Below are 17,640 nucleotides of genomic sequence, written 5' to 3' on the forward strand. Positions count from 1 at the left end.
GCGAAAGGACCCCATGACCACGTTCCCGCCCGCTTCCCCCACAGGCGTTGACCGGATCGATCCGACACTCAGGGAATTGCGGCACCGTAGGGAATGGCCCCTGGTCATCCTCGGTCTCGTTCTGACCGCGATCGCGGCGACCGCCGCCATCGGGCTGCTCATCAGTGGCTACAGCCTCAACGACTGGGCGACGGGGGTCCTCCTGGGACTGATCACGCCCATCGCCGCTCTGGTGTTCATCCGCATGATGTACTGGAAAACAGCGGCCAACAGCATCCAGATCACGGAGAACCAGCTCCCGGAACTCCACGCCCTCTACACCGAACTCGGCGAGCGGATGGGGTTCAACCGGCCCGGCGGCCCGGAACTACCGAACCTCTACCTCCACAACGGAAACGGCACGATGAACGCCTACGCCAGCAAGTGCAGGATGCGGGCCGCCTACATCGTGTTGTACTCCGGCATCGTCGATCTGGCGTACACCCACGGCGATTTCGGTGCCCTCCGATTCATCCCCGCCCATGAACTCGGCCACGTGAAATGCCGGCACGTCTCGCTGTGGCGGCTCATCTACGCACCCATCATGACGCTGCTGTTCCTGAACAAATCAACCACAAGAGCCCAGGAATACACCGCCGACCAGGTCGCGGCGTCCTACGCACCCGATGATGTACTCACCATGATCCACCTGTTCGCCGGGAAAAACCTGGGCCACCGCATCGACCTCGACGAGTATTTCCGCACGGTCGACGGACACAAGGAGGGATTCTGGCTCCGCTTCGCCAACTTCAGGTCCGACCACGCCATCGGATTCCGCCGCATGACCACCCTTCGCCGCACCCTCACGAAGGGATGGAACGTCCACGGGAAGATGATCTGACCTCCGGAACAAAACGTCAGCCGCACGCCCCGATCCCGACCGCCGGTTCACTCCCGGCGCGGCTCCTCCCGCCACACCACGTCCCCGGTGGGGAGCCGATCCGGATCGAACCGCCCTAGCAGCTCGGCCATGTCCGATACCCCGGGCATCCCCACGGAATCCGCGATCCGCCCCCGGATTTGCTCGATCGACTCATGTTCGAGCATCTGCCGCAACGTCACCGCCCCATCTCGCTTCGCCAGGCGCTTACCCTCCGGGCCGAGCACCAACGGCACGTGCACGTACCCCACCTCCGGATAACCGAGCAGGTGCGCCAGGTACGCCTGGCGGGGCGCCGACGACAACAGATCCCGCCCCCGCACAACCTGATCCACCCCCTGCGCCGCATCATCCACCGTGACCGCCAGGTTGTACGCCCAGTCCGGGCACTGCCCACCACGGCGCAGCACCAGATCATCGACCTCCCCGGTGTACTCCCCGGCGTAAAAGTCACGGACCGTCCACTCCCCCACCCCGGAACGCAGCCGGAGCGCCGGAACCCGATTATCGGCGGCGAGTGCCGCCCGCCGTCGCTCCCGCGTCACATCATCCAGATCACGGCACGTCCCCGGATAACAGCCCGGGAGCACATGCGGCGCACCGGACGCCTCCCGAATCTCCCGGCGCGAGCAATAGCATTCATAAACCAGCCCACGGGCACGCAATTCGTCCACAGCAGCCGCGTACGCCGGATACCGGTCCTGCTGCACCCACACCTCACCATCGAAATCAAGCCCCAGCAGAGTCAGATCCTCGATCTGCCGCCCCGCGGACTCCGCCGAGGACCGCTGCGTATCGATGTCCTCCACCCGCAGCAGAAAACGCCGCCCCGACCGCCGAGCAAACAGCCAGGCGAGCACTGCCGTCCGCAGATTGCCGAAGTGCAGGTCACCGCTGGGTGAGGGCGCATAGCGACCGGCGCCGGGCGAGGAAACGGACATGGGCCCATGCTAACGGTGCCAAAGAGTCGGGCGTCGATAAGCAGCCACGCACCCCCGGTGTGGCACGATGTTCGCCATGACAAAACCCACGAAGTCCCTGCCTGGGCAGGGCGCTGCCGACACGTCCGCAGCGTCCGCAAACGCCCGCTTCATCCCTGTCCAGCGCTCCTACTACCCCGTACTGCTCGCCCTGTTCGTCTCCGTGTTCGTGATCTCGAACATCACCGCCACCAAAGGCGTGACACTCGGCCCCATCATCACCGACGGCGCCTTCTTCCTCTTCCCTCTCGCCTACATCATCGGTGACGTCCTCGCCGAATGCTACGGTTTCCGCGCCACCCGGCGCGCCATCTGGACCGGCTTCGCCGTGATGCTCCTCGCCGTCGCCGCCTTCACCATTGCCATCGCGCTCCCAGCCGCCGACTTCTACGACGGCCAGGAATCCTTCGCCAGCGTCCTCGGCGTGGTCCCCCGCATCGTCATCGCCTCACTCGTCGGCTACCTCGCCGGGCAACTGCTCAACTCCTACGTCCTCGTCGCCATCAAGAAACGCACCGGCGAGAAAACCCTCTGGGCCCGCCTCATCGGATCCACCATCGTCGGCGAATTCGGTGACACCCTGCTGTTCTGCCTCATCGCCGCCCCCGTCATCGGCATCGCCACCATCGGCGACACCGTCAACTACACCCTCGTCGGCTTCCTCTGGAAAACAGGCATCGAGGTCATCATGATGCCGCTGACCTACGCCGCGATCGCCTGGGTGAAGAAACGCGAGAACTACTGACCCCGCCTCCCGCGGGACTGTCACCGACGACGGCCCCAGCCCGGTCCGGGCCAGCCGAAACCAGTACCGCCCGGGGATTCGATCCGCCTACCGCTTCGACGCGTAGTAGCGGCCCATGAACTCGTCGCGGAACGCCTCATAGTCACCGTTGTCGATCGCGGCCCGGATGCCGTCGACGAGGCGGATCATGAAATAGAGATTGTGCATCGTGCACAGCGTGCCCGCCAGGAACTCCTTCGCCTTGAGCAGGTGGTGGAGGTAGGCGCGGGAGTAGTTCTCACTGACGTAGCCGCCGAGTTCCTCGTCGATACCCGTGAAATCCCGCTTGAAGCGCGCTCCGGTCAGTGTCATGCGCCCATCGAGGGTGTACACGCCACCGCGTCGCCCAAGCCGCGTCGGCGCGACACAATCAAAGGTGTCGGCACCGGATTCAATCGCGGTGAACAAGTCATCCGGCTCGGAGATGCCCAACAGGTGCCGGGGCACCTCGACGGGCAGTTCATCACACACCCAGCCGACGATGGTGCCCAGCCGTTCCTTCTCCAGGGCGCCACCGATGCCGTAGCCGCCGAAACCGCGTTTCCCCTCCGCGCGGAACTCCTCCGAGAGGGACACCAGACCGCGCGTCGCCTGCCTGCGGAGATCCTCGTACTGGGCACCCTGTACCACTCCCCACAGGGACTGCAACGGCTTGCCGACGCGCTCCTCGGTCAACCGGTTGTGCTCCTCCAGGCAGCGGCGCGCCCACCGGTGGGTGCGTTCGACGGAGGCATCCTGGTACTCGCGGGTGTCCATGAGCGTGGTCAGCTCGTCGAAGGCGAACATGATGTCCGCGCCGAGCTGGTGCTGGATCTGCATGGACACCTCCGGGGTGAAGCGGTGCCTCGACCCGTCGATCACGCTGCGGAAATCAACACCGTCCTCGTCGACGTGCGCGAAACGGTCCTTGCTCCGGGCCTTCACGTCGGCGGCGGTGAGATTGGTGGTGTCCATCGCCAGAACTTTCTTGAAACCGACACCGAGGCTCATCACCTGAAATCCACCGGAGTCGGTGTAGGTGGGGCCGTGCCAGTTCTCGAACGCGGCGACCCCACCGGCAGTATCGACGATGTCGGGGCCGGGCTGGAGGTAGAGGTGGTAGGCGTTGGAGAGGATCGCCTGCGCGCCGGTTTCCCGGATCTGTTCCGGGGTCAGGGTCTTCACCGTGGCCTTGGTCGCCACCGGAATGAACGCCGGAGTGGCTATGTCGCCGTGCGGAGTGTGGATCACCCCGGTGCGCCCGTGGGGGCTGGATTCCAGGCGGGTGCCGAGGGTGAAGGTGGTGTCAGTCATGTCAGACACTGTAGTGCCGGTGCCGACGTGTGGCGGTCAGCGGCGTGCACCGGCACCCGCCGGGGTCCGATCCTCCGTGGTATTGCCGGATTCGTTGAACTGTTCCTCCAGCACGGCGCCCTCGATGTCGAGGGTCGGGAGGATGCGGTCCAGCCAGCGTGGCATCCACCAGGTCGCGCGGCCCAGGAGGAACATCGCGGCGGGAACGAGGCCCATGCGGATGAAGAAGGCGTCGAAGAGGACACCTGCACCGAGGGCGAAGCCGAAGATCTTGATGAACGGCAGGGGCTGGTCGATGAACGCGGCGAACACCGCGATCATGATGAGCGCGGCGGAGGTGACCACGCGGGCCCCCATGGTGAAGCCCTCGATGATGGATTCCTCGACGGCGTTGTAGCGGGAGCCTTCGGTGCGTTTCCCTCCGGTGGCTATCCAGTGTTCGCGCATGCGGGTGACCAGGAACATCTGGTAGTCCATCGCGAGACCGAAGGTGACGCCGATGAGGAAGATCGGCATGAAGGAGATGATCGGGGCCGGCGTGTCGACGATGCCCCACAGTCCCTCCTGCCAGAACAGGACGGTGACGCCGAATGCGGCACCGACCGAGAGCAGGAACCCGAGGCCCGCGATGACGGGCACCATGATGGAGCGGAATACCACGAGCAGGAGCACGATGGCGAGTCCAACGACGACGGCGAGGTAGATGGGCATCGCCTCGGCGAGTTTCTTCGTCACATCACGCTGGATCGGGGTGAGCCCGGTGACCCCGATGTCAACGCCGGTGGCGTCCTCGATCTCAAGGTCGCTGGCGCGCAGTGAGCCGAGGAGTTTCGAGGTGACCGGGTCGGCGGGGCCACTGCGTGGGGTGATCAGGAGCTGGGCGGCCCGGGTGTCGTCGGAGAGCCCGATGATCTGGACGTGCTTGATGTCCGGGTTCGTGCTGTAGCGCTGCGCGACATAGGCGTAGGACGCCATCGCCGCCGCGTTCCCGGGGTTGAATTCGTCGGGGTTGCCCGCGCGTTGGGCGTCGACGAGGGGGCGGAGGATCTGGGCATCGGGGTTGACGTCGTGGGCGTCGATGATCATGAGGAACGGGGAGTTGATGCCCTCCCCGAATCCTTCCGCCAGGAGATCAGCGGATTTGCGGTGGGTGGAGTTCTTGCTGAAGGTGCTGTCGGAGGGCAACGCCATCTGCAGGTCGAGGACGGGATAGGACAGGGCGGATAGCCCGAGGACCACGACGGTGAGTACGAGGGCGGGTACCCGGTGCACGAAGGTGACCCAGGCTCGGCCCATGGTTCGCTTCTCGACGTCCGTCCCTTCCGCTGCGCCGGGGGTTTTCCTACGGCGACGCCCGAAGCCGGGGACGCGACCCGCGAACGCGAACCGGCCGAACAGTCCGAGGAGCGCCGGGAGGAGGGTGAGGGCGACGGCGACGGCGACGGCGACGGTGAACGCAGCGGACACGCCCATCCAGGAGAGGAAGGGGATGCGGACCATCGTCAGGGCGACGAGCGCGATGATGACGGTAAGGCCTGCGAACACGACGGCGGAGCCCGCTGTACCGACGGCCATGCCCGCGGCGTGCTCGGCGGAGTCCCGCCCGTGCCCGTGGTTCCGCTCGGCGCGGTAGCGGGAGAGGATGAACAGGGTGTAGTCCACGCCGACCGCGAGGCCGAGCATCACGGCGAGGACCGGGGTGACGTTGTTCAGCGGGGCGAAGTGGGTGGCGATGAGGATCGCGGACGATCCGACGGAGATACCGGCGACGGCGGTGATCAGTGGCAGGCCCGCTGCGACGAAGGAGCCGAAAGTGAACAGCAGGACGAGGAAGGCGACACCGAGGCCGATGATCTCGCTCGTCGATTTGATGACCAGGGGGTCACCGAATGCGGGTCCGCCGGCTTCAACCTGCAGTCCGGCCTCGCGTCCGACATCCATCGCCTGCCGGATCGTGGCTCGCTGTTCATCGGTGACATCGGCGGGCAGGGGGACGTCGAGGCTGAAGCTGGTGTAGCCGATCCGCCCGTCCTCACTGACCAGCGCGAGGTTGTTCGCGTCCGCCTTCGCGGTCTCCTCCGGGAGGCCCGACCCGACAGACTGGTCGATGACCGCCTTCTGCAACTTCGGATTGAGGGTGACGGGATTACCGAAGCGGTCCCGGTCGATCACTCCGGGTACGTGTGCGTCGATGTCCGCGATGACCCGGTCAATGGCCTCGGTGTAGCGCGGTTCGTCGAGACGCTGCCCCTCCGGCGCGGCGAACACAACGGTCACACCGGTGGAGGTCAGTGGGTTGCGCTGGTCAGGGAAGTTCCGGACGAGGGAATCGGCGGCCGCCTCGGAGGCGGTACCGGGAATGTTGAAGATGTCGTTGAACCCGCGTTGAAGGGCGCCCGCGCTACCACCGACGCCCGCGACGATGATCACCCACGCTACGAGAACAACCCATTTCCGCCGGAAAGACCAGCGTCCGATTTTATACAGCAGCTTGGCCACAGGTGTTTCTCCTCTGTCACGGCGGGATTCGTCGGCGTATGTCAGGATACGTAACCCGCGTGGTCCGTCGCGCCACCGCGGCGCGATACCGGTGCCACTGTAATACGGGACGCCCTCTCGGCGCGCGGATCGCGGAACCTGATGAACAGAAAAAGACCCCCGGCATCCCGGGGGTCTTTCCCATTGGCGGTGGCGGGGGGATTTGAACCCCCGGTTGGGGATTACCCAACACTCGCTTTCGAGGCGAGCACCTTCGGCCGCTCGGACACGCCACCGCCGACCAGCCTAACCGCACGGGGCGTCAGGCAACAAATTGCCACGCCAGCCGTGCCGTTTCCGGTTTACTTCTTGTCGAAAATGTCTTTGACCTTGCCGGCAGCGTCGCGGACGACCTCTTCAGCCTTCTCGACGCCTTCCTTGATGTCGGACTTCACCTGATCGGCACGACCTTCGTTGGCCAGGTTCTCGTTGTCGGTGGCCTCACCGACGCCTTCCTTGATCTTGCCGCCGAGGTCGTTGGCCTTGCTTTCAAAACCCATGATGAGAGCTCCTTCGTTGGTTGGTGAATCGGATGGCCCCATATTAGGTGTGTTCTGGGGAACAGGCATCTTCGAGCGCCAACTTTATCCGGAACGTTATCTGACACAGCCACCGAAAGATATTACTTTAATGTTCGTTCAGGTAATGCACAGGCTTTCCATAAACATGTGTACTGAAGTGGGATAACAGCTTCGCAGGCGGGACCCCGGGAATACCCTAGGAGCTACGAGGGATCATCATGTGACCAATCACTGCGGTTGACGAAACCCCCGGATATCACCGGACCCGGTCGAAGAAATTGGTCATCAGTTCGGCACATTCCCCACCCAGAACACCCCCACGAACGTCCGGCCAACGGCTCACGCCCGGAGGCCGGAGCACATCAAGGACGCTGCCACATGCCCCGGTCTTCGGCTCGAAGGCACCGAAGATGACCTCCCCAACCCGGGCATCCAGGAGCGCACCAGCACACATGGTGCACGGCTCCAGGGTCACAACCAGGGAACAGTGGCTCAGACGCCACCCGTCGCCGTGGAGCCGTGCCGCCCGCCGAATGGCGAGCAGCTCCGCGTGCGCGGTGGGATCCCCGTCCGCCTCACGGCGGTTCGTCGCCGCGGCCAACTCCCGGCCAGAAGGGTCGATGATGATGGCCCCGACGGGGACATCTCCGGGCGGGGTCGTCCGAGCCACCTCGATGGCGCGACGCATGAGGGTCTCAGCCCGGATCAGCCCCACCGGGTCGGGGAGCACCGGCATGACGGGGCGCCTCCCGTCAATCGATGTCGAGGTCGACGGCGTCCGCGAGTTCGGCCTCGAAGCCGAGTTCAGCCGCGATCCGGAGCAGCTGCTCGGAGGCCCAAAGTTCGGAGTCGTCGCAGATGACCGTCATCACCTGTTCACTAACACCGAGGTCAGCGAGGATCGCGATGTCACCCTCGGCCCAGGGATCAACCTTGTCCAGTTCGTCGGCGTCCAGTTCCGGGATGTCCGCGCCAATCTCGTCCAGCGCACCGGCCGCGAGATCGTCACCGATCGCCATCGTCGCATCCGACAGCAGCAGCCGGACACCGCCGGGCGCGGGCCGGAGAATGAGGAAGTACTCATCATCCACGCAGAGCATCGCGAACGCGGCGCTCTCGCTCCGCAGGCGCCCGACCGCCGCCACGGCGTCATCGATCGAATCGAAGCAGTCGTCTATCTCGCGGACGTCCCACTCCCCAGCCGACCGGGAGACGGTCACGGCGAAGCAGAGATCATCGTCATGTTCGCCGGTGTCACCGTCGAAACCGTCAAAGCCATTGGAATCCATACCGGTAACCGTAGTCGCGGTATGGGAGAATTGTCAGATGACCACTACCGTAATCTCCCGTCCCGTCTGTGTCCTCGGTCTCGGACTGATCGGCGGCTCGCTGCTCCGCGATCTGACCGCATCCGGACACCCCGCATTCGGCTACAACCGTTCCCCCTCCGCCGCCCACGCCGCGACCGATGAGGGCTACGACGTCACCGATACCCTCACCGATGTCCTGGAGAGAGCTCAGGAGTGTGGCGCCCTGATCGTGATGGCGACCCCGATGCCCGCCATCCCTACACTCCTCGACGCCATCGACACCCACGCGCCCGACTGCGGATTCACTGATGTGGTGAGCGTGAAGGCAAAAGTACTGGAGCTCGTTCGTGAGCGCGGCATGGCCGACCGCTACGTCGGTGGGCACCCCATGGCGGGAACCGCAGACAGTGGCTGGACCGCCAGCCAGCTCGACCTCTTCAAAGGAGCCGCCTGGGTGGTCACCTTTGACCGCGCCCTCGACGACACACCCCCACCGACAGAGTGGGTGTCCCTCTGGATCGACGTGGTGCACATGGCCACCCGTGTCGGCGCCGAGGTCATCCCGGCGCAGGTCGGCAACCACGATGCGGCGGTCGCACGGATCTCCCATCTGCCCCACCTGCTCGCGGAGTCGCTCGCGATCGTCGGCGATAACGGCGGGGCACTCGCCCTGTCCCTCGCGGCGGGCAGCTTCCGCGACGGCACCCGCGTCGCGGGCAGCGCTCCCTCGTTGGTGCGCGCCATGTGCGAGACCAACAATGAGGCCCTTCTCGACGCCCTGGACGAGACCCTCGCGCTACTCAACGACGCCCGCGCGAATCTCGCCGACGACCGGCCCAGCATCGAGGAACTCGTCGATTCCGGGTACCGCTCCAGGATCCGATACGAGGCACGCTCCGGAATGCACACCGACAACGGTGGTCTCCTCGCTTCCCCGCGCCCGGTGATCCGGTTCCAGCCCGGTGCACCGGGGTGGATCAATCAGCTCGCCCACGCGGAGATGCTCGGTGCCCGCATCGAGGTGTACTGACCCGAGCGCAGAAGACCCGGCACCGCGTGGTCACGGTGCCGGGTCTCTATTCTTGGTGCGCCCGGAGGGATTCGAACCCCCAACCTTCTGATCCGTAGTCAGATGCTCTATCCGTTGAGCTACGGGCGCATGCCATCCCGGATCATCTCAGTTCCGGCAACGAGAAACCATGTTACACCCACCGCCGAAAGGTCGACAAATACGCAGGCGGGACCAGCTTTCCGGACATAAAGAACGACCCCGTGCCGGATGCCCGGCACGGGGTCGAATCTATTCCTGTCTCAACACAGAGTGCGCCCGGAGGGATTCGAACCCCCAACCTTCTGATCCGTAGTCAGATGCTCTATCCGTTGAGCTACGGGCGCATATTCAGTTAACCCTTGCGGGTGGCGGAGGCGAGAGGATTTGAACCTCCGGTCCTCTGTTAGGAAGACAACTCATTAGCAGTGAGTCCCATTCGGCCGCTCTGGCACGCCTCCATCGACTCCACGACTACCGCACGAATGCAGACGACGTGAAACCAGGCATGATGTTACCCCGGGCCGGGCCACCACGGCAAAACCACAGGCCATGCACCCCACACCGCCGAGTTGTAGTGTGGGGCACATGATCCGCGATGATGTGTCCGCCATTCCCGCCTACATCCCGGGACGCGCCGTGCCCGACGCCCTGAAGCTCTCCAGCAACGAGGCCGCACACCCACCACTCCCCGGCGCCGTGGAAGCGATGACCGCCGCAGCACGTACCGCGAACCGCTACCCGGACATGGGCGTCGTCACGCTGAAAGCGGAACTCGCCGAAACCCTCGGACTCTCCCCGGAACAGATCGCCGTGGGGTGCGGTTCCTCCGCACTCTGCCAGCAGCTCATCCAAGCCACCTGCCGAGCCGACGACGAAGTCATCTTCGCCTGGCGTAGCTTCGAGGCATACCCGATCTTCTGCATGGTCGTCGGCGCGAAACCCGTCATGATCCCCCTCGACGACAACCACCGGCACGATCTCGACGCGATGGCCGCCGCCATCACCGAGCACACCCGGCTCATCTTCGTCTGCAACCCGAACAACCCCACCGGCACCACTATCTCTGACGCCGAGTTCACCGCCTTCATGGACCGCGTCCCGAACGACGTCATCGTCGTCCTCGACGAGGCCTACTTCGAATACGCCCGAGACGAGAACAACCCGGTATCCACCGAACTGATCCACCGCTACCCGAATCTCATCGGCATGCGCACCTTCTCCAAGGCCTACGGCCTCGCCGGGGTCCGCGTCGGCTACGCCTTCGGCAACCCCCTGGTCATCGACGCCGTCAACCGCGTCGCACTCCCGTTCAGCGTCAACGCCGTCGGCCAGGCCGGGGCACTCGCATCCCTGGCGGCAGCCGATGAACTGCTGAGCCGCACCGACGAAGCGGTCACCCAACGGAACATCGTCACCGCCGAGATCCCCGGCGCGGTGGAATCTCAGGCCAACTTCGTCTGGATCCCCACCGACGACGCCCACCGCATCGCCACCGAACTCGCCGATCACGGCGTACTCGTCAGGGCATTCGACGAAGGAATCCGGGTCACCGTCACCACAGACGACGAGACCCGGACATTCCTCGACGCCTGGCGGCAACTCATCTAGCGGAGCCCCTAATCTGCACGGTTTCACCACACATGGCCCAAACCGTGCAGAATAGCGCCCCCCTAATCTGCACGGTTTCAACGCGCCGGACCCAAACCGTGCAGAATAGCCACCCCCTAATCTGTTGATACGGTGGAGGCGGCGGCGTAGCCCCCAACCACCGTAGGTCGCATCAAGGCAAGGGTCCCCATGGAGAACTTCAACCCCACCCGCAGGTCAGAGCTTGAGAATCTGGTGGAGTCAGTGTTGTCCGCCGAGCGGGACGGGCGCCTGCTCAAGACAGACGAGTCCGAGGCCCTCGATTTCAAAGAAGAAGCCGGGCGCCGACGCGGTCGCGAGCTCGAACCAGGGCAACCGACCAATCCTGAAGCAGCGCAGAAGCTCGCCGACGAAGTAGCGTGCATGGCCAACTCTCCCGGGGGCGGGGTGCTCATCGTCGGTGTCGAGGACCGCAGCGGTCGGCTCATCGGTACCGAGCTGGACAGCGAATGGCTTCGACAGAAAATTCACCATGCAGTCGACGTGGCCCCCCGCATCGATGTCCGGTACGTTGCCGGCTTTCGACTCCTGGTGATCTATGTCGCCGAGGCACGCGAACCCGTTCCCGACACGGGAAACAATTTACGCTGGCGCGTCGGTGATTCCTGCACGAAAGTTGACCGCGCCGAGTGGTGGGCCCACCGCGATCGAGCCCGGGGGCTCGATCCCCTCGCTGCCCGAAGCGACAAGAATCTGGATGCTGTTCGACCTCATGCGCTGGAACTCGCACAGAGTTGGTCCCGCGATCACTCCTCCACCCCGGAGGAATACCTCCGAAAAATCGGTGCGCTCAGCGCCGACGGATACCTGACAGTGGCAGCAGAAATACTCTTCACCGACACCGGCAGAACGTGGCTTTCCTTCGCCGCCATCGACGTGGAGGGCGGTCACGTCCTTGACCAGTACGACGCGAACCCGAGGCACAGCCTCCTCGAACAGATCGCCGCCATTGAACAACGGGTAGACGCCCACAACACCACCTTCACGCAGAAAGCGGGGCTGTCACACCGTCGAATCCTGGCTGTCCCGCAGGAAGCGGCGCGCGAAGCGATGCTCAACGGACTCATCCACCGCGACCTCGAACGACGGGAACCAACCGAGATCAGGTGGATGACCCTCGACAGCACCCATATCGTACGGAGCCCCGGCGCCTTTCCCGACGCGATCAGCACCGACAACATCCTGAGCAATAGAAACGCCCGTTATCCCGCCCTCGCCGACTTGTTCCGGGCGATTTCCCTCGTTGAAAAGCAGGGGCTGGGGGTTGACCGAATGTACCTGTCGATGATGGCTCTCGGCCACCGGCCGCCCCTCATCACCGAGGTCGCCGGGCCCTTCGTCGAGTGCATTCTGCAGGGTGGGAAACCCCTGTACCCGGCAATCTCACTCGTCGATCATCTGCGCCCGCAGGAGCGTGCCTCAGACCTACGTATCATCGCAATTCTCTACCGGCTACTAACCCACGCCTTTATCACCACCGGCGAAATCGCGAGCATTCTCCAAAATTCCTCACAAGCCGCAGAAATCGCCATCTCCGCGGCTCGGCAGACCACCATTGTCGGCCATCCGCTCATTGAATCGATCCAACCGAGCGCCTGGGTACTGGGGAAAGGCGCCCGAAGCGTGGCTCTCGAAGAAGGCGACGCATGCAGTGCAGACGATGTCGTCGGATACCTCAACCCCGCTACGGAAGGGCCACTCACCGAAACCGCCCGTCAGTGGCTCCATCAGTTCGAGGAGATAACGACCGGTCAGCTCATGTCGCTGTGCGACATCGGCAGAACCAAAGCGAGACGCATTCTCGACGGTCTCGTATCCTCCGGGGAGGCCACGTTCATCAAGGCTGGGCGAAGCAGCCGCTACCGGGCCATCGTCGCCACAGATACCCCGGGACGTTGACCGACCGGTCCATCGCCGTCTTCATCCCCCTAATCTGCATGGTTTCACCACACCCGGCCCAAACCGTGCAGAATAGCGCTCCACCACTAAACGACGTCCGTACGTGATCCCCGAAGATCCAGAAAACCCCCTGCTGCACAGGGGGTTTCTCTGGCGGAAGTAGAGGGATTTGAACCCCCGGTCCGTTTCAAGGGACGCTCGCTTTCAAGGCGAGTGCATTCGGCCGCTCTGCCATACTTCCAGAACCACCGTAGTGATCAGAGCCATCAACGGAGCCGACGGAACCGAGTGAAAACAACGGTGCCTTCCGATGATAATCAATCTGGTATGGGTTATGCACATCGAGGTGGTGTGACGCCCCGGGCGATCCGCCGGACACGGGTACGGGTTGATCTAGCAGCCCGCGCTCCCCGTTGCCTGCCGGAGATGGTCGGTCACGGCGGGCAGGACTTCCTCCAGGTTTTCCTCGACAACGAAGTGCCCGGCGTTGACGGCCCCACCTCGGACGCGGGGGAACCACGCCCGCCACGCATCAAGCGGATCCACCTGCCGGCCCACCACCCCCTGGTCTCCCCAGAGTACGAGCGCCGGGATATCGGAGATTTTGTCGAGGTCTGCGCGGTCGTGTTCAACATCGATCGTCGCTCCTGCGGCATAGTCACCGCACCATGCAGCGATGACCTCGGGGCGGAGGGCGGCATTCTCGTAGTCCTGCAGGGCTTCCGGGTCAAAGGAATGGAACGTGCCGGCCATTCCCGCGAGCTGCGCCCGGACAAATGCCAGGGGATCCCCACCGATCAGGCGCTGGGGCAGCGGCTCGGGCTGTGAGAGGAACACCCAGTGGAAGTAGCGTTTGGCCAGGTCCGCGTTCATGAGGTCCCAGACCAGGTAGGTGGGGAGGATATCCAGGAGAGCCACGGAGAGCACCGCATCCGGATGGTCGAGGGCCATGCGGTAGGCGGCGCGGGCGCCTCGATCATGGGCCACGACGTGGAACTGCTCTTTTCCGAGGTGCGCCATGAGTGCGATGAAGTCGGCGGCCATCGTGCGGAAACTGAAGTCTCCGTCATGGGCCGCGGATTGACCATATCCGCGAAGGTCCGGGATGACGACGAAGTGGTCCTCCGCGAGGTATGGTGCCATCCGATGCCACATCGCGTGTGTCTGTGGGTACCCGTGCAGCAGCAGAACCGCTGGCCCAGCACCCCCGGTTCGGGCATGGATGGTGGCGCCCGGAACTGGAACCCTGATGGTGTCGAATCCCTCGTACACGGCGGAGACCTCCCGTTTGACCGCCTGAACAGCGCCATTTTCCGGCACCCTGTGCCCCGACACTACCAATAGCCGCCCTCTCAGCTCCACCTTCGGCGTACCATCCCCACATTTCCACGCATCCAGAAGGGGTGACGGCCAGCGCGGAGCCGAACGCCTCTGCACAGTTCGGTCGGCCTCCCCTACGCTGGTTCATATGAAGGCAATCACACTGGCAAATCCAGACGACAAGACATCACTCACGTGGAGTGCGGCCCCAACCCCCAACATCAGACCCGGTGAGGTGCTGGTTGAGGTGAAGGCCGTGGGTGTCAACCGCGCTGATCTGTTGCAGGCCGCGGGCCATTATCCGCCGCCGCCCGGGGTGTCCGAGATCATCGGTCTCGAGTGCGCGGGAGTGATCGCGGATCCGGGTGACTCCGGCCGGGAGAAGGGGGAACGGGTGGCATGTCTGCTGGCGGGTGGCGCATACGCGGAGTATGTCGCGGTTCCGGCCGGTCAGCTCCTGCCGATACCGGAGGGGTACTCTTTCGCGGAGGCCGCATCCGTCGTGGAGGTGGCGTGCACTCTGTGGTCAAACCTGGTGATGGTCGCGGGGCTGCACGAGGGGCAAACGGTGCTCCTGCACGGTGGCGCAGGCGGGATCGGCACGTTCGGCATCCAGTTGGCGAAGCAACTGGGCTGCACCGTCGCGGTCACGGCCGGGTCTGCGGAGAAACTCGCGACCTGTCGTGAGCTGGGGGCGGACATCCTGGTGAACTACCGGGAGGAGGATTTCGCGGAGGTGCTGAAGAACCGCGCCGACGTGATCCTGGACATCATGGGCGCCAAGTATCTCGACCCGAATCTCCGGGCGTTGGCGATGGACGGGCACATCGTGATCATCGGCATGCAGGGTGGTGTGAAGGGGGAGTTGAACATCGGGCGCCTGCTGTCCAAGCGGGGTTCGATCTCCGCGACGGGCCTGCGTGGCCGCGACCTGGAGGACAAGGCGCGGATCGTGGCGGAGGTCGTCGAACACGTATGGCCGATGCTCGACGAACGGCGTATCCGCGTGAACATCCACCGCACCCTGCCGATTGCTCGGGCCGCGGAGGCACACCGACTGCTGGATTCCGGTGAGGTCACCGGCAAACTGGTGCTCACCGTCGACTGACTGGGACAGGGAGCCCGTGCCGTCAGCCGAAAGAAGCGACGGCGCGGGTCAGTTGGTCGATGTCGGCGGCGGTGTTGAACGGGCCGAGGGACACGGTGACGGAACCGCCTGCCTCCCCTGCTCCCATCTGCTCCAGGAGCGGATCGGGTGGGCTGACCGTAGTAACAAGCCGGTTGTCCAGCAGTCGCCGGTGGACGGCCTGCGCGTCGACTCCGGGGACGACGAGGCTCACCCGTGGGATGCGGTCCTGACGGTAGACGTCACCGGCGGTTTCCCCGGTGATACCGAGCAGGTGGAGACCTCCGAGCCACTGCAGGGAATCGATCAGGTGGAGCGAGAGGAAGTGCATGTAGTCCTCCAGTTCCCCGGCCGATTCGATGAGTCGGTTCCGGCGGCTCCCGCGGGCATCCTCCTTCAGTCCCGCCAGATGATCCACGGCGGGCGCTACGCCACCGAGCAGGCCGGAGGGTAGGGGTCCGAACTCCAGCTTCGTCGCACTGGCGTCAGGCGCTCCCTCCCAGGCGGCATCCAACCTCGGGAACATCGTCGTGTCCCGGAACACCAGTGCAGAGACCTGCGGACCGCCGAACGAGGCGCAGTCGACGACGACGATGTCCGCACCCCACTCATCCATGTCGATGCCACGGTACGCAGCGACGGTGGAGGCGTCGACGAGGACCCAGGCGCGTGACCGCGCGTGCACGGTGTCCGCGATATCCCGGACCGGAGCGACGGTACCCAGGAGCCGGTGCGCTGCGTTGACAACGACGAGCCTGGTCGAACCGTCGACAAGTTCCCGGTACTGCCAGGCCGGCCACTCCCCGGTCCCGAGATCGGGTTCAGCCCACCGAAGGGTGACCCCGTCAAGCGCGCCCAGTGCGGTGAACGAACCGTTCAGCGAGGGGTCTGCACACCTGCCCAGGATCACCGAACCTCCTCGGCGCAGCCGCGGCCGGAGAGCGTCCGCCAGGGTGCGCAGCAGTACCTCCCGGTTGGGGCCGAGTACCACCCGGTCGGCGGACGCGCCGACGAGATCCGCGATGGCATGACGGGCGGCGGCGGTGTGTGCTCCACCGAGGAGCTCGCCCCCGGGGGCGGTCAGGCCGTGGGTGCCGGTGGCGACCTGACTCGACGTGGCCGATGCGGAGGTCCGGAACGCCGTGGCGACGCCCGAGGCGACCCGCTCAGGGATCTGTGGCACCTCATGTGCATTGAGATAGGTCCAGCCGTCACTCAACGACACATAGAGTCCGCGCACGCGGGCCACATCAAGGGCCATGTCGCCTCCTCTTTCCGTCCAGTGGTCACCCGCCAGTATGCCCGCCTGCCGCGCACGGCGCACCTGGGCCGCTAGGGTGTTCATTGTGTCAGATAGCCATTCAACCAAAGACCTGTCCGGGGACATAGCGCGGCTGGTCCGCGCCGAGGATCCCGGCGAGAGCCGCTCCCGGTCGACCACCTTCGCCGCGGCGTGGTCCGATCTCGTGCGCGGATTCTTCCAGCATGAGCTGTGGCTTCAACTTGGCTGGCAGGACATCAAGCAGCGGTATCGCCGCTCGGTCCTCGGCCCGTTGTGGATCACCATCGCTACCGGCGTCATGGCGGTCGCCCTCGGCCTGCTGTACTCCGTACTCTTCCGCATTCCGGTCGCCGAGTTCCTGCCGCACGTCACCGTCGGGCTCATCATGTGGAACTTCATCTCGGGCGCGATCAAGGACGGCTCGGACATCTTCATCGAGAACGAGGGGCTGATCAAGCAGCTGCCGAGCGCCCTGTCGGTGCACGTATACCGGCTGGTGTGGCGGCAACTGCTCTTCCTCGCGCACAACATGGTGATCTGGCTCGTGCTGATGATGGTCTTCCCCAGGCCACTCGGCATGGAGGGTTTCCTCGCGATCCCGGCGCTGTTCCTACTGGTGCTCAACGGTGTCTGGGTGTCGATGTTCTTCGGTATCATCGCCACCCGCTACCGCGATGTCTCCCCGCTGCTTGAGGCACTGGTACAGCTGCTGTTCTACATCACGCCCATCGTGTGGACCACCACCACCCTGAAGGACCAGGGTGGGGAGATCTCGGAGCGGGCGAAACTCGCCCAACTCAATCCGCTGTACCACTACATGGAGGTACTCCGCGCCCCGCTCATCGGCGCGGATCTGCCCGTTTACCACTGGTGGATCGTCATCGGCTGCACCGTCGTCGGCCTGTGTCTGGCGCTGCTGGCGATGAAGCAATGGCGATTCCGCGTCAGCTACTGGGTGTAAGGAGAACAC

Annotated in this window: 15 protein-coding genes and 5 tRNA genes; 7 read left to right on the forward strand and 13 right to left on the reverse strand. The window is 64.6% G+C overall.

From position 1 onward, the window contains the following. Window positions 1–13 precede the first annotated feature (13 nt). Complete coding sequence (locus tag JDV76_RS01565; protein WP_232958707.1) at window positions 14–880, forward strand: M48 family metallopeptidase; 867 nt, start codon at window positions 14–16, stop codon at window positions 878–880. A gap of 47 nt (window positions 881–927) precedes the next feature. Here JDV76_RS01565 and gluQRS read toward each other — a convergent pair whose 3' ends face one another. Beyond that, the gene (gluQRS, locus tag JDV76_RS01570; protein ID WP_198735103.1) at window positions 928–1,860 is read right to left on the reverse strand and encodes a tRNA glutamyl-Q(34) synthetase GluQRS; all 933 of its coding nucleotides are present in this window, start codon (window positions 1,858–1,860) and stop codon (window positions 928–930) included. Between the two features lie 76 nt (window positions 1,861–1,936). Here gluQRS and JDV76_RS01575 point away from each other — a divergent pair, with 76 nt between their 5' ends. After that, window positions 1,937–2,644 (forward strand): queuosine precursor transporter, encoded by a 708-nt coding sequence (locus JDV76_RS01575; RefSeq protein WP_198735104.1) that lies wholly within the window; start codon window positions 1,937–1,939, stop codon window positions 2,642–2,644. Between the two features lie 87 nt (window positions 2,645–2,731). Here JDV76_RS01575 and tgt read toward each other — a convergent pair whose 3' ends face one another. The 6 genes from tgt to JDV76_RS01605 form a co-directional block, all read right to left on the reverse strand. Then, window positions 2,732–3,976 (reverse strand): tRNA guanosine(34) transglycosylase Tgt, encoded by a 1,245-nt coding sequence (gene tgt / locus JDV76_RS01580; RefSeq protein WP_198735105.1) that lies wholly within the window; start codon window positions 3,974–3,976, stop codon window positions 2,732–2,734. 36 nt (window positions 3,977–4,012) lie between these two features. Continuing rightward, the gene (locus JDV76_RS01585; protein WP_198735106.1) at window positions 4,013–6,475 is read right to left on the reverse strand and encodes an MMPL family transporter; all 2,463 of its coding nucleotides are present in this window, start codon (window positions 6,473–6,475) and stop codon (window positions 4,013–4,015) included. A 184-nt stretch (window positions 6,476–6,659) separates the two neighbouring features. After that, window positions 6,660–6,750, reverse strand: a tRNA-Ser gene (locus tag JDV76_RS01590). 66 nt (window positions 6,751–6,816) lie between these two features. Next, on the reverse strand, window positions 6,817–7,014 hold the full coding sequence (locus JDV76_RS01595) for a CsbD family protein (protein WP_198735107.1): 198 nt from the start codon (window positions 7,012–7,014) through the stop codon (window positions 6,817–6,819). A gap of 277 nt (window positions 7,015–7,291) precedes the next feature. Next, on the reverse strand, window positions 7,292–7,771 hold the full coding sequence (locus JDV76_RS01600; protein ID WP_198735108.1) for a nucleoside deaminase: 480 nt from the start codon (window positions 7,769–7,771) through the stop codon (window positions 7,292–7,294). A gap of 16 nt (window positions 7,772–7,787) precedes the next feature. Next, on the reverse strand, window positions 7,788–8,324 hold the full coding sequence (locus tag JDV76_RS01605; RefSeq protein WP_198735109.1) for a tRNA adenosine deaminase-associated protein: 537 nt from the start codon (window positions 8,322–8,324) through the stop codon (window positions 7,788–7,790). A gap of 37 nt (window positions 8,325–8,361) precedes the next feature. On the opposite strand from JDV76_RS01605, the gene JDV76_RS01610 reads away from it, so the two are divergent. Beyond that, window positions 8,362–9,375 (forward strand): prephenate dehydrogenase, encoded by a 1,014-nt coding sequence (locus JDV76_RS01610; protein ID WP_198735110.1) that lies wholly within the window; start codon window positions 8,362–8,364, stop codon window positions 9,373–9,375. A 53-nt stretch (window positions 9,376–9,428) separates the two neighbouring features. On the opposite strand, the gene JDV76_RS01615 is transcribed toward JDV76_RS01610, so the two are convergent. The 3 genes from JDV76_RS01615 to JDV76_RS01625 all read right to left on the reverse strand — a co-directional run bounded on the left by JDV76_RS01615 (window position 9,429) and on the right by JDV76_RS01625 (window position 9,854). After that, window positions 9,429–9,504: transfer RNA gene (locus JDV76_RS01615), tRNA-Arg, on the reverse strand. A 163-nt stretch (window positions 9,505–9,667) separates the two neighbouring features. Further along, window positions 9,668–9,740 (reverse strand) — tRNA-Arg (locus tag JDV76_RS01620). A 22-nt stretch (window positions 9,741–9,762) separates the two neighbouring features. Beyond that, a tRNA-Ser gene (locus JDV76_RS01625) sits at window positions 9,763–9,854 on the reverse strand. 127 nt (window positions 9,855–9,981) lie between these two features. Here JDV76_RS01625 and hisC point away from each other — a divergent pair. Both hisC and JDV76_RS01635 read left to right on the forward strand, forming a co-directional pair. Continuing rightward, window positions 9,982–11,004: a histidinol-phosphate transaminase gene (hisC, locus tag JDV76_RS01630; protein ID WP_198735111.1), complete on the forward strand. Its 1,023-nt coding sequence runs from the start codon at window positions 9,982–9,984 to the stop codon at window positions 11,002–11,004. A gap of 189 nt (window positions 11,005–11,193) precedes the next feature. Beyond that, the gene (locus tag JDV76_RS01635) at window positions 11,194–12,942 is read left to right on the forward strand and encodes a DUF5635 domain-containing protein (RefSeq protein WP_198735112.1); all 1,749 of its coding nucleotides are present in this window, start codon (window positions 11,194–11,196) and stop codon (window positions 12,940–12,942) included. A gap of 151 nt (window positions 12,943–13,093) precedes the next feature. Here JDV76_RS01635 and JDV76_RS01640 read toward each other — a convergent pair. Both JDV76_RS01640 and JDV76_RS01645 read right to left on the reverse strand, forming a co-directional pair. After that, window positions 13,094–13,183: transfer RNA gene (locus JDV76_RS01640), tRNA-Ser, on the reverse strand. A gap of 152 nt (window positions 13,184–13,335) precedes the next feature. Beyond that, window positions 13,336–14,379 (reverse strand): alpha/beta fold hydrolase, encoded by a 1,044-nt coding sequence (locus JDV76_RS01645; protein WP_336244236.1) that lies wholly within the window; start codon window positions 14,377–14,379, stop codon window positions 13,336–13,338. Between the two features lie 31 nt (window positions 14,380–14,410). Here JDV76_RS01645 and JDV76_RS01650 point away from each other — a divergent pair, with 31 nt between their 5' ends. Further along, the gene (locus JDV76_RS01650; RefSeq protein WP_198735114.1) at window positions 14,411–15,370 is read left to right on the forward strand and encodes an NAD(P)H-quinone oxidoreductase; all 960 of its coding nucleotides are present in this window, start codon (window positions 14,411–14,413) and stop codon (window positions 15,368–15,370) included. A gap of 22 nt (window positions 15,371–15,392) precedes the next feature. Here JDV76_RS01650 and JDV76_RS01655 read toward each other — a convergent pair whose 3' ends face one another. Beyond that, window positions 15,393–16,649: an aminotransferase class V-fold PLP-dependent enzyme gene (locus JDV76_RS01655; protein WP_198735115.1), complete on the reverse strand. Its 1,257-nt coding sequence runs from the start codon at window positions 16,647–16,649 to the stop codon at window positions 15,393–15,395. Between the two features lie 85 nt (window positions 16,650–16,734). Here JDV76_RS01655 and wzm point away from each other — a divergent pair, with 85 nt between their 5' ends. Next, window positions 16,735–17,631 carry a galactan export ABC transporter permease subunit Wzm/RfbD gene (wzm, locus tag JDV76_RS01660; RefSeq protein ID WP_376992984.1) on the forward strand — a complete coding sequence of 299 codons (897 nt, stop codon included), beginning with the start codon at window positions 16,735–16,737 and terminating at the stop codon, window positions 17,629–17,631. Window positions 17,632–17,640 lie beyond the last annotated feature (9 nt).

Source organism: Corynebacterium marambiense, from assembly GCF_016342275.1.
Lineage (GTDB): Bacteria > Actinomycetota > Actinomycetes > Mycobacteriales > Mycobacteriaceae > Corynebacterium > Corynebacterium marambiense.